At 58.4% G+C, this 12,130-nt stretch carries 5 protein-coding genes and 6 pseudogenes; 6 read left to right on the top strand and 5 right to left on the bottom strand.

Going from position 1 to position 12,130, the window contains the following annotated elements:
- Nucleotides 1-394: 394 nt before the first annotated feature.
- Together AC1MEQ_RS02745 and AC1MEQ_RS02750 are read right to left on the bottom strand one after the other, a co-directional pair.
- A pseudogene (locus tag AC1MEQ_RS02745) lies at nt 395-713 on the bottom strand (IS3-like element ISAar46 family transposase); the annotation flags it as partial.
- Between the two features lie 334 nt (nt 714-1,047).
- Nucleotides 1,048-2,442: an IS1380 family transposase gene (locus AC1MEQ_RS02750; protein ID WP_479793743.1), complete on the bottom strand. Its 1,395-nt coding sequence runs from the start codon at nt 2,440-2,442 to the stop codon at nt 1,048-1,050.
- Between the two features lie 330 nt (nt 2,443-2,772).
- On the opposite strand from AC1MEQ_RS02750, the gene AC1MEQ_RS02755 reads away from it, so the two are divergent.
- From AC1MEQ_RS02755 to AC1MEQ_RS02775, 5 genes and pseudogenes are all read left to right on the top strand, one after another.
- Nucleotides 2,773-3,906, top strand: a complete 1,134-nt coding sequence (locus AC1MEQ_RS02755) for a polysaccharide pyruvyl transferase family protein (RefSeq protein ID WP_479793745.1) — start codon at nt 2,773-2,775, stop codon at nt 3,904-3,906.
- 27 nt (nt 3,907-3,933) lie between these two features.
- Nucleotides 3,934-5,112, top strand: a complete 1,179-nt coding sequence (locus AC1MEQ_RS02760; protein WP_479793747.1) for a polysaccharide pyruvyl transferase family protein — start codon at nt 3,934-3,936, stop codon at nt 5,110-5,112.
- 362 nt (nt 5,113-5,474) lie between these two features.
- Nucleotides 5,475-6,515 (top strand): annotated as a pseudogene (locus tag AC1MEQ_RS02765) (integrase core domain-containing protein); the annotation flags it as partial.
- Nucleotides 6,516-6,586: 71 nt separating this feature from the next.
- A pseudogene (locus AC1MEQ_RS02770) lies at nt 6,587-6,900 on the top strand (hypothetical protein); the annotation flags it as partial.
- Nucleotides 6,901-7,084: 184 nt separating this feature from the next.
- Nucleotides 7,085-7,558: pseudogene (locus AC1MEQ_RS02775) on the top strand (transposase family protein); the annotation flags it as partial.
- 137 nt (nt 7,559-7,695) lie between these two features.
- Here the strand turns inward: AC1MEQ_RS02775 and AC1MEQ_RS02780 are convergent.
- On the bottom strand, nt 7,696-8,442 hold the full coding sequence (locus AC1MEQ_RS02780; RefSeq protein WP_479793749.1) for an ATP-binding protein: 747 nt from the start codon (nt 8,440-8,442) through the stop codon (nt 7,696-7,698).
- Nucleotides 8,439-10,001: pseudogene (istA, locus tag AC1MEQ_RS02785) on the bottom strand (IS21 family transposase). The gene AC1MEQ_RS02780 and the pseudogene istA overlap by 4 nt, the downstream one beginning before the upstream one ends.
- A 163-nt stretch (nt 10,002-10,164) precedes the next feature.
- On the opposite strand from istA, the pseudogene AC1MEQ_RS02790 reads away from it, so the two are divergent.
- Nucleotides 10,165-10,353: pseudogene (locus AC1MEQ_RS02790) on the top strand (IS481-like element ISAar27 family transposase); the annotation flags it as partial.
- Nucleotides 10,354-11,363: 1,010 nt separating this feature from the next.
- On the opposite strand, the gene AC1MEQ_RS02795 reads toward AC1MEQ_RS02790, so the two are convergent.
- A complete protein-coding gene (locus AC1MEQ_RS02795; protein ID WP_479793751.1) occupies nt 11,364-12,119 on the bottom strand; it encodes a DUF6270 domain-containing protein in 756 nt (251 codons plus the stop codon).
- Nucleotides 12,120-12,130: the final 11 nt, after the last annotated feature.

Consider the following 12,130-nt stretch of genomic DNA (forward strand, 5'->3'; position numbering starts at 1 on the left):
CCAGACATTGATGGTTCCCCGGGTACGGTTCTTTATGCTGATGCCGTTTCGGACGTTCACGGTGGAGGTGGCCCGGCGGTACCTCTTGGGCTTCGGGGACTTGACGGCTCGCCTGCTTAGGCTTGCCGACTTCACCCAGCCCGATCTCACGGGCAACCGTTCTCGATGCATAATCAAGACGGAACAGCTCCTGCCGAAAAGACGGCACCAACCCGGCCAGCGGGCCAGATACACGCACCTTCATTGCATCGCCCATAATCCTTGTCCTTCCACTTGACGGTTGGAAGAACAACGATCCTCCGGACGTCCGAGGATGTGAAAATTTTCCGGGCACGCATGCTGCTGATTAGGGTCGTTAAGCGAACATCGGCATAAGCAGGACAACCTCAGAAACCATCACGTCAAAGGCTGCCTCGTTCTGCTTCAACCGGCTCTCACTCACCCCCAGCTGGCGGCAGACGCGCGATCTCGGCCTGCTCCCCCGGAGAGCTTGCCGATCGATTCACCGGCCTTCCGCTTCTCTAGGACCCCGGCGTCGCGCAGCTTGCGCCACTCCGTGATCTGGGAGGAATACGAGCCCTGTTCGCGCAGGAACTCACCTCCCTCCTGACGGGTGCTGGCATCCTCATACTGGGCTAGGAACTTAGCTTCTGCGTGCGAATGAACGACCTTCGAGGGGTCGGTCCACCGGCACGCGGTCCGGAACTACTCATGGGTCCATCTTGGATCACATCGGCCAAAATTAAATTCGACATACTGGCTGGCTCCCTGGTTCTCAAGCTGACTTGCTATGTCTCCGTGGTACCGCTCAACCCTGACGCGCTGGGCTGTGCGCGAAGAAGCATGATTAGAAGGCCACTTTCAGCAGGTCACGCCCAACTCCGCGGTGAGCTAAGCCTCGATCCACCGAACTGCTTCGGGGCGTTGACGCATAGCTTGAAGACCGGGGTAATCGGCTTCTGGGCATGTTTCGTTGCCCGGCCTCGCTGCCGGTGGTGTTCCATCGAGGATTCCTGGTTGTGCCGTGGTGGCTGGTGGACGGGTGGTTCAGGCTGTTTGGGGAGGTGCCTGAACGGTGGTGAAAAGCCGTTGCCAAGCGTCGGCCCAGGGCCAGTTCCGTGGAAGATGAAGTTTGGTTTTCCGGGCGCTGCTGGCGACCCGTGCCGGGACGAGGATCAGCTTCTGGCGCAGGGTGCGCATCTTGGCGCGGGCGAAGTGTCCTGCAGCGAGGATCCCTGCGGCCCGGGCGAGGTTGTAGGCGATGGCCGCTGCGTGGAGCCATGCCGAGTTGGCGCTGAACGAAGCCGAGGGCAAATGGGCCAGGGCGCTGTCCTTCAGCTCCGCGTTCACGGCCTCGATCACCGCGTGTTGGCGGTGGGTCTTGTCCATGTCCACGGTGCCCAGCACGTCCTTGGACACGGTGCTGAACACCGCATGGTAACGATGGGCGTCGAAGAGCGTGCCCTGCCCCGCAGCTTTTTTCGGGTTCAGTTCCGGGATGCGACGCACGATCAACCGGCCCGGGATGCGGGCGGCCTTCTTCTTGGAGGCGAAGGCCGTGTATTCGACTTCGGCGACTTCGGCCTTGGAGACCCACCGTTCGGTGTCCTGGTCGTAGATCGCCTGCGGATACTTGATGGTTTCCCACGCATCATCGGCGATCGAGGCGATGGCCTTCTTGATGGAGGGGTTCATGCACACGGTCACCGACATGTCCGCGCCCTGGGCCAGCGCGGCGGCGACCGCGGACTGGTTGTAGTACGCGGAATCGGCGCGGACCAGGAAACGGCCGGTAGTGGCCAGGTTGCGCCCGCTGTGCATGGCCTCGGCAACGAAGCTCGCGGCTCCACGGGCCGAGGACGCCGAGCCCTTGCGCAGGCGCTCGGCGACGATCACCGGGGCGTGCCCATTGCAGGAGATGATTCCCAGCAGCGCGTTGAGGCCGCGGACTCCGGAGTAGCCGAATCCGGCGCCCTGCTTCTGGTAGCCGTGGACTTCGACGATGGTGTCGTCGATGTCGATGAACACGAAGTCCCCGGCCTCCGGCTGGCCCTGCAGCGCGACGTTATGGCCCAGGTTCTCCAGGAAGGCCCTGGCTGCGCTCTGCAGCTGCTTGACGTGGCCGAAGGTGAAGGTGCGCAGGTAGGAACCCAGGGTCGAAGGGGCATAACAGGCGGTGAACAGCTTGGACATGGCCCCATGGCGCAGCAGTTCCATGTCATCGATGCTGTCCGCACCGGCCACCATCCCGGCGACCAGGGAAGAGAGCTTCAACCCCGCGTTGGAGCCCATGGCGGTGGGAAGGTTAACCGACTCGTCAACCCGGTCGACCAGGCCCGCTTCGCCGGCGAGGGCCATGACCGGGACCAGGCCCGCGGGACCGACCAGGTTCGCCTCGTCGAACGAAACTGACACGGAGGGAAGAATGTGGGAAACTTGCATCTGCGAGATGCCCTTCTATTTCAGGATTTTTGCTCTGTCGCAAGATCAATTCTCCCTGAAATGTCGGGCATCTCCTCTTTAATTACGCGCTGTCACAACGACGACCATCGGTGGATCGAGGCTAAGAGTGACAAGTGGTCGGAAGTGAGGTGAGCCTGTCGCAAGATCGGCATATGAGTGCCGGGCCGGGCCCCTGCGCCCAACGGCCAGTGGACGTCCGAGCCATTCTGCTCAAGTAGGCTAGGGAGCAAAGCGCTCAATGCCTATCGACGCCCGAAGTCGGGATCGATCCAAGGTGTGGAGCTTGACTCAATTATTCGGGAGCAGAGTATGAAGCCAATTGCAGTCGGCGGTATCGCGCAATCGATGGAAGATGACTTTCCGTTCAGCGATGAGAATGCTGGAAATATGATCCATGGGCGGGCGCCGTTCGAAATGTTTAGAGGTGCTGTCGATGTACGTCGTTCGGGCTGGAGGGACCACTTTAGCGCGCCCACAGCGATGCAGTTTATAAATCAACAGTGCTCTCATTACATTTTCTCGTGCGCGAACTTCATCCAGTTCGAAAACCATACCGAACGAAAGAAGCAGGCTTATCGCTCCTTGATGAAGAGCTTGGAAGCCTGCGAGGTTCCCTTAGTAATCTTTGGTCTGGGCGCTCAGGCCCCAAATTCAGGAGAACCAAGGCTGGAAGACCTCCCGTCCGAAGCTATTGATTTCATGAAATTTCTGGGCGACAAGTGTGACACGATAAGTGTTCGCGGGGAATTTACAGCTCGCGTATTTAGAGAGTTTGCAGGAGTAACTAATACGATGGTTACAGGTTGCCCGTCGTTCTTCCAGCGGCCCGCCGCCTTCGAGGAGTTGCGCACATACCTCAAGGGAAAGCGTCAGGGTGGCATCGCTTTCAACGCTACGCACTTTAGGAAGCCGGCGGAAAGAACCCTCTTGCTTCGAGCGATTCAGGAGGAGAGCTTCTGGCTTGAAGTGCATGACGAGGGGATGCATCAGTTTGCGCTGGACGCACTAGGAAACCCTCAGCTTGCGGAAATCCCCCTTCCCCTGCGGATCTTCCTGGAGGGTCCGCGACCGATGTTGCAAAGGGCTGAACTCGTTGACTATTTCGCGCGTCGCTACCGTCTGTTCAGAGACGTCCGACCGTGGTATCAGTTTAATCGTGAGCAAGTTCGGCTGAGCTATGGCACACGGTTCCACGGGAATATGGCAGCCTTGCTCGCCGGCCGTCCTGGATTGTGGTTGACGCATGATTCGCGAACGGCTGAACTTACGCAAACCCTTCACCTCCCTAACATCAGCGTGACCGAAGCAAGCGAGCGTACGACTGCGGATTTGGAAGCATCGGTTGACTTTGAGGAAATGTTTGATGGGTTGGGTGACCTCTTTGCCAACTTCAATGAGTATTTAGCGATCTACGATCTCCCTGAAGTCAAGTTGACGTTCTGAATCGTTAGGAAGTTGAGTTAAAGTTCGATGATTATGGTGGATGGCGTCGCCCGTCGCATAGGCGAATACGGCGCAGGACGATTTCAGAGTGCTTCTGGTTTCGATCTTTTAGAAAGCTCGTATGACAATTCGGGTAATGTGGTCCATGCTGAGGCTCCATTTTCTATGTGGGATCTCGGTGCCGGGGAAGTACTGGATGCCAGGGAATTCAGAAGAAGAGGCAGGAAGTCGTTCGCTGAGACAATTACATATGCGAACGAGTTTGCTTCCCATTATGTATTTTCGGCGACCAATTTTTTATTGTTCGACGGCGAAACGGACGCGCGCCGGAATTCATACACGAAGTTGCTAAAGGGTTTAGAACGCCTGGAGGTGCCGCTCGTCGTTCTTGGACTAGGGGTGCAAGCTCCACGGCGATGGAATCCGACACGAAATCGGTTACCTCTTGAAGCCGTCGATTTTATGAAATTCCTAGGTGAAAAATGTGATTTGATCTCTGTCCGAGGAGAGTTCACTGCGAGCATCTTCCGGGATTATGCAGGTGTGCATAATACCTATGTGACTGGCTGTCCATCCTTTTACCAGCACCCGACTGCGTTTGCCGATTTAAGACGGTTTCTTGGTGGCTCTCGTCGTGGCGCCGTATCTACTAGCGCGACCAATTTTGCTAAGCCAGCCGAACGGCTATTGATGGAAAGAACTATCCGTGAGGAAACGTTCTGGCTCGAAGTTCACAGCCAAGTTCTTCATCAATTCGCAATCGACTCGTTGTTGAATCCGGAACTTACTGACGTCCCTGAAGTTTTAAGTTCTTTCGTCTCCGGCATTGATGCTCGAATTTCGAGGGCACAGCTTATCGGTTTTTTTGCGCGCCGATATCGGCGTTTTAATTCGTTGGGTCCTTGGGAAGATTTTAATCGGGAACACATCCGATTCACTTACGGGACCAGGTTTCACGGCAACATGGCCACGTTGCTTGCAGGCCGGCCAGCGCTTTGGATTTCTCATGATTCGAGAACAGCGGAACTTATTAACACTCTACATCTGCCGAGCGTTTCACTTACTGAAGCCACTGAATCGACGACCGCTGAGTTGGAAGCGAAGGCTGAGTACGAAGAGACTTTTGACAATATTAGGCCGTTGTTTGAACGATTCAATGCATTTCTGGACCAGACGGGACTGCCGAAGGTCCGCCTCGAGTTTTGAGAATTAGTCGGCAACGGAAGGACGGATCGGCATTCTAGTCACGTCGTGGATTTCTAGAAGTCGAGGGATAAAAGGGGAGATCACCGACAAGGCCGGAAGACAATACTTCTGCTCGGCGAAGACGGCGGCCCAGAACTTCGCACTCTCGGTCTTCTGGACCTAGTTGCCCGGCGATTGCTTGATCCCTGGCAAGCACGGGTTTCGGGTACCGCTGGCCCGGGTAGATGGTATGTCATCTCTCAGAACTTGGTTTACACCCTGACTCCGAACATCGCTTACATGATCTCTCACGGCTTTCCTGACAGATAGCAAGGGCCGTGGCAGGTCAGGTCGACGACGGCTCAACGTGCGGATAATTGGACGTGTCAAATTCGTTATTGGCGTCGGTACGGCGTCAGATCATTGAGTTCGATCCGGGCGTGCCCGACTCCGTCAGTATCTCGCCGATCTGCAAGCAACTGGGGATCAGCAGGCCCTCCTACTACAAGGGCAAGGAGCGCTACGTCGCCGAAGGAAACAAGGCGTTCAACCCCCACTCCCGGTCTCCGGAGATCACCAATTTGGTCTACGACGAAGCCAAGGCGAAGGTCCTGCCCATCCGCCGCCGGATCGCGAAATCCGGGTGAGACAACGGGCCGCAGTCCATCTGGTTCGAGGCCCTGGACACCGGGGAATTCGGCGACGAGTTGCCCTCGGTGGCCACCATCGGCCGGATCCTGTCGGCGGCCGGCGTCACCAGAACCAAGCCCCGGAAGAGACCGCGCAAGGCCTGGCTGCGGTTCGCCCGGTCGAATCCAATGCAACTTTCGCAACTCGACGGGCTGGAATACCGCCTCTTCGACGAGGACACCACCAAGGTCATGGTCTACCAGCTCATCGACGACGGCACCCGGTTCGATGTCGGCACCCGCTGCTTCGCCCGGTTGGAAAACGCAGCGGATGCCATCACCACGCTCACCAGCGCCTTCGAGGAATACGGGGTTCCTTCCCAGCTGCTCAGTGACAACGGCGGCGCCTTTAACCCGCCAGGGATTCATCGGGCAGACCGAAACGTTCCTGGCCAGCGTGGGGTGCGAAGGCACCACCGGCCGGTTCAGCCATCCCCAGACCCAGGAGAAGAACGAGCGCAGCCACAGCACGTTGACCCGGTTCCTCGACGCCCACGCACCCAAGACGCTGCAGGCGCTGGCCGCCCTGCTGGTGAAGTACCGCGATCACTACAACCACCGTCGCCGGCACCAGGCGCTAAAGGTCGGGCACACGCATCTGACCCCAGCCCAGGCATGGGAGGCAGGAGACCACCAGGGCCCCGACGGGATCCCCATCGATATCGCCAGGCTCGAGGCCAAGGCCCTCGACTACCGCGACAGGGCCCTGGCCAAGAAGGGCCGACCAGGCACCTGCCGACGCCGTCCCGGACCTGCTGGAGAACCTCTTGCCCGTCGAAACCGTCCAGCCCGAAGCACAACCGGGCCTGCTGCAGGATCAACGCGACGACGTGATCCAGATCCGGCAGACCAATCCCCAGATCTATCACCACGGTCGGGTCTTCAAGGTCCGCACCCACCCCGTCGGCGAGCACCAGCTGGTCCTGGCGAAAGACTCCTACACCCTATACAGCTCCGCAGACGGCGAGCAGAGCCTGCAGTTCCCGTTGCCGGTCAGGCTGGCCCCAAGCGCCCGGCTGGTGCCGCTGTGGCAGGTGTTCGGCGCAAGGATCCGGGCCCCGAACCGAAGTGGACGCAAAGCGTGGCAAGCACGGGTTTCGGGTACCGCTGGTCCGGGTAGGTGGTGTGTAACCTCGTCACTTCGTGGACACCGGATCTCTTCACTTCGTGGACAGTGGATCTCATAGCTTCGTCTGTCCTGTCTCAAAGCATCGTGGACACACGATCTCATGACATCGTGGACAGGATGTCTCACGACATCGTGGACATTTGCCCTTGCGTAGCAGGCTGGAAAAGTCGATGCCATGACCAATGTACTTTCGCCCAGCACCCGGGCTGCGATCATCAACTACGACCCGACACAACCCCACGCCCTGACAGTGAGCGAGTTCTGCAAATCACTGAAAATCTCCCGCAGCGTGTTCTACAAGATCCGCAACCGCGCGAGTACCGAATCAACAGCCACCCTGCATCCCCGCTCCCGGGCGCCGAAACAGCCCGCACGCCGCTACGGGCCGGAAGTCGTCAACGAGCTGGTCTGGATCCGCAATCAGCTCAAGGAAGACGGGTGGGACTACGGCCCGCACACGATCTACTACGAGGCAAATATCCAGGACTCCTACCCCGGGGAGAAGGCCCCCTCCGTGGCCACGATCGGCAGGCTACTGGCCGCCGTTGGGCAGGTCGAACGGGCACCACGTAAACGCCCGAAATCCTCCTACATCCCCTTCGTGCGGGCCACCGCGATGGCACTGTGGCAACTGAATATTCGGAGGTTTTAGAGCCACCAGTATTCCGCTTCAGAGCCACCCGATATGGTGGTTCAGAGCCACCTAATATTCTTGTTCAGAGCCACCATCCGCCTTGGCGGCTGGTGGCTCTGAACAATGAATCTCACCGTTGCGGCGACCCGTTCCTAGTGCCCGGTGCCCGAGTACGCCTCACGCATGTTGAACCCACCGGTCTCCACCCAGATCGTGTTGTGCACGATGCGGTCCATGATCGCGTCAGCCAGTGCGCCTGCACCCAGCCGGGCATGCCAGTCCGACTGCTTGTATTGCGTGCAGAAGATGGTTGACGCAGCATCATAGCGTCGCTCCATGAGCTCGAAGACGAACTTCAGAAACCCGCCGCCCGGTGGGTCCAAAAGCCACTCATCCAGCACCAAAGCACTGTAGTTGGCATACTTGCGCAACAGCTTATGCTGGCCCAACGGCTTATCAATTGCCTGCTGCCACTCTTCTTCGAGATCCGGGATCCGTACGTATCCGGTACGGTACCGATGAACACAAGCCTGCTTCGCCACCGCGTAGGCCAGGTACGACTTGCCCGACCCTGTGAAGCCTTGGAAGACCAGGTTCCTGTTCAACTCTATGAAATGGCAGGTCGCCAGCTGAGCCAGCAGGGGCTGATTCAGCCCGCGTTCCTCAACTCGATCTACGGTCCTCAGGTCAGCATTCGGATAACGTAACTTGGCCCGGCGAATCAGACCGTTGGCCTTCGTGTTCAGGAACAAACCGTGAGCTTGATCCACGGCCAGCGCGATACGTTCCTCAATGCTCAATGACATGCTCACAACATCGTCTTGGGCTTCGAACGCCACGAGTAGGTCACCTGCTGCCATTTCGCGTAGTTTGCGTTTGGTTTCCGTGTTCAGGTTCATCGGGTCTCCCTTGAGTAATAGTCGCTTCCACGCACGTATCCGGTGTTGTTTTCCGCCGCTGGCGGGAGGGTGGCTTCTTTGCAGTGCTCGTCCTGCCGGTTCTGCAAGATCGGGTGCAAGTGCGCATACCTTGGGGAGCGGATTCTGGACTGCAATGCGACGAAGCAGGCATTTTCCAGCCGGGGCGCACCGTATTTCGAGGACAAACGCAGCACCGCCAAGGCCGGGTTGATTCCTTGCTCGGTAACCGGCACGGAAGCGAAGATCTTATCGATCACTTCCACCGCGTTGGGACCCAGGCGATAGGCCCACCCTCGAATCCGTTGGGCGTCCCAGGCGCGGTACTTACGTTCGGGCGGGATGTCGGCATCATTGGTCCGGTATTGGTTTACCGTGGTGGCATCGAACAGCAGGTGGCTGCTGAGACGTTGGGACTGAAGATAGACTTCCAACGTTTTGGCCGTGATCCGCAAGTCCACCGTGGCGCCGACGTGTTTCAGCGGGACGGAGTAGAAGTTCTTCTTCCACGTCACGTAGCTGCTTTTCGCTACCTTGCGGCCATGGACCCAGGCGCTGATCTCCTACGGGACCACCGGCAGGGGGCGCAGTAGTGGTTGTTCTTCCTCGCGGAAAATGCTCTGACGGGAGCCCGCTCGTTTCTGGAAAGGTTGGGCGTTATAGGCTGCCAACTGGCGATAGACCGCTACCCGCAGGGCATCAAGGCTGGTGAATTGCTCATGGCGTAGTGAAGCAATCACCCACGTGGCAACATGCCCCACGGTATTCTCGACACTGCTCTTATCCTTGGGCCGGCGAACTCTGCCAGGCAGGATGGCTGCACTATAGTGTTCGCCGAGGTGGCGGTAGGCATCGTTGAGGAGGATTTCGCCTTCAACGGGGTGTTTGATCACCCCGGTCTTGAGATTGTCACACACGATCCGCGGTGCGCTGCCGCCGAAGGCGTTGAACATGGATGCGTGGCACAGCATCCAAGATTCCTGCTTCATATCAAGGCAGGGCTCCACGAACGCGTATCGGCTAAATGGCAGGCAAGCCACGAACAGATAAACGGTGGACCGGTTGCCTGTGACTGGGTCGTGCAGGGCCATGGTTGGGCCCGACCAGTCCACTTCGACGCTGACGCCGGCTTTGTGCTCCACCCTTGAGGTGGCTCCGTGTTCCAGGACGTAGCGCTGGTAGGACTTGCAGAATCGGTCGTAGCCCATGAACGCTGCCCCGGTGGCCTTGGCCTGATCGCAGTATTCGGCGTGCAAGAGCTTCAAGTTGGTGCCGACTTTGGCCAGTTCCTTATGAAGGGCGGACCAGTCTGGTTGCGTGAACACGCTTTCGTGCTCGCTGCGTCCGGGGAACAGTAGCTGGTAGACCTCGTCTTCGTTCAGGACTTTGAGTTCGTCCCAACCACGTGATGCTGCGCCGGCGGCGTTGAGGACTTCGGCAACGCTGTTGCGGGAAATGCCTTGGGTGGACGCGATGGAACGTCCTGAGAAACCCTCGGCTCGAAGCTGGAGTATCCGCTTCGCTTTGATCTTTCGTACCATTGAAAATGGCTCCTTCCACCACACTGGCTAATGCATGGTGGGGGGAGTCTATGCAGGGTGGCTCTGAAGGAGAATATTGGTTGCTCTGAAAGGCAATGACGCTGTTTCTGGCGGCTGGCTCTGAACCGCAATATTGGTGGCTCTCAAAGAGTCCAATATTCAGCAACTCGACGCCTTCGAGTTCCGGCTGGCCGACGGCACCACGGTGACGGTCTACCAGCTACTTGACGATGCCACCCGCTACGACGTGGGGACCTGGGCCTACCAGCGGGAGGAGAACAGCACCGATGCCCAACGTGTCCTTGCCACGGCCATCGACGCCCACGGAGCCCCGCAAGAGGTCCTTCCGGATTATGTTCCGCGGAACATAATCGGGAACGATGATCTGGGTGGTCCCGCCAAAGGCCTCGAAGGCCTGGACATGGGCGCTGTTCCACGCACCTTGCTTCATGTCGGTGAAGGCCCGGCAGAACACCATCCCCGAATACGGCAGCACCGCGACGAAGACGTACGCCTTGGTGACCTCCCCGGTGACCTCGTCGCTGATCGCCAGCGTGTCCCCGGCCCAGTCCACCAGCATCGCCCGTCCCGGTTCATGATGCAGCGTAGCGACGACGTCGTTGACCGCGGCGTAGTCGTTGAACAGCTGGCAGAACTGGGTATACCCGTACTTCTTCCCCTGCGCCGACGGCGCCTGGACGTACCGGTGCCAGCCCTGCTGGAGGGTGTAGTGGCGGTTGGCCTTCATCGACTTCACGATTGAGGCGAACTCCGGTTGTAGGAAACCGGCGGAGACGTTCTTCCTGCCATCGGGGAACAAGTCCGCCAACTCGTCCCGGGTCAACGACGCCACCTGCGCCGCGGTGATCCCGTGGGCCTTGGCGGTGCGGCTCACCCGGGAAACCTCCCGGCGCGAGCAACCCACGATCTCGACAATCTCGCTATAGCTTCGGCGCTCGAGCACCAAAGTCAGGATCGCACTGTAGTCGGCCATCAAAGACCCCTCCGTCGAAGGGGCAGCACCCGATGCGCCGCCCTCTCCGTCAGAGGACCACGGATCAAGCCCGCGCAGTACCGCCTAGCCGAAATGAGCAGTACCACCTACCCGGACCAGCGGTACCCGAAACCCGTACTCGCCACGCTGGTAGCTGTAGACGAAGCCATGAGATCCACTGTCCACGAAGTGCTGAGATTCAGTGTCCACGAAGTGACGAGGTTACACACCAAGTCGCCGGACCATCCGTACCATCAACCCGTACTCGCCACAAAGCGTGTCAAGACGGAGCTTCGGATAGCCAAAAACAACCTCACTGTGGAAGCCGACACCCGCTCTGGTGGAGTCAACCTTTGTTCACGGTGTTCTCAGCCCTCGCTGTGGAGGGTGAGCGATTCCGAGATGAGATCAAACCACCATCCATAGGAGGCCTCAATATAGTGGAAAGGCGCGCTTCCCCATTTGTGATGAGGCGTGGTGACGGAAAAAGCCGAAGGGAGCATCAGAACTTGAAAGCCCAAGGTTCGTGCATGCGCATAGTAACGTTCGTAGAGTTTATTCCAGGTTGGCGCTGGCTTCTCCAAAGCGGGTGGTACTTCTGCGCCGTCAACTGAGTTTTCAGTAAACAGCGCACCAAGCAAGAATACTTTCCAGTTACAACCACCGACAAGACTTCGAATCTGCTGTGCACTTTCCGCCCACAGAGCGAAGTGCTCGTCGGTACCGAACGGGATGTGAGTCCCCAGGGGTAATTGCGCCCGGATTCCCGAAGCACCGAACTCCGCTGAGGGAGTCACGTACCCCTCCCCGAGAGGATAAACGCCAAATCTGTCATCAATTATGTCGAGTAGAACGAAATCCGCCTCAGGAAGCGCCGTTGTCAACGAGGGAAGTGCCGTCGAAGACAAGTCTCCGTCTAGCATTCGTTGCTGGAAAGGTGATTTCAATTCGCTCGACTCTAGCGGTGCCCGTGGTTGAGAGGTTGCGCTAATCCAACTTTGACGAGCTATATATTCACTGCACTCCAGTCGGGATGGATAGAGCGCCGCCAAGTCCCGAGACACGCATGAACCGTATACAAAAACTTTCATCAATTCGGATTCCTCGTCTCCTGAAGTGATCATCGGAGTCCTAT

Source organism: Arthrobacter sp. ASL1, assembly GCF_056680475.1.

Bases quoted from the DNA above. Each gene is read 5' to 3' on its own strand.
- AC1MEQ_RS02750 (WP_479793743.1), bottom strand. From the start codon at position 2,442: ATGCAAGTTTCCCACATTCTTCCCTCCGTGTCAGTTTCGTTCGACGAG.
- AC1MEQ_RS02755 (WP_479793745.1), top strand. From the start codon at position 2,773: ATGAAGCCAATTGCAGTCGGCGGTATCGCGCAATCGATGGAAGATGAC.
- AC1MEQ_RS02760 (WP_479793747.1), top strand. From the start codon at position 3,934: ATGATTATGGTGGATGGCGTCGCCCGTCGCATAGGCGAATACGGCGCA.
- AC1MEQ_RS02780 (WP_479793749.1), bottom strand. From the start codon at position 8,442: ATGAACCTGAACACGGAAACCAAACGCAAACTACGCGAAATGGCAGCA.
- AC1MEQ_RS02795 (WP_479793751.1), bottom strand. From the start codon at position 12,119: ATGATCACTTCAGGAGACGAGGAATCCGAATTGATGAAAGTTTTTGTA.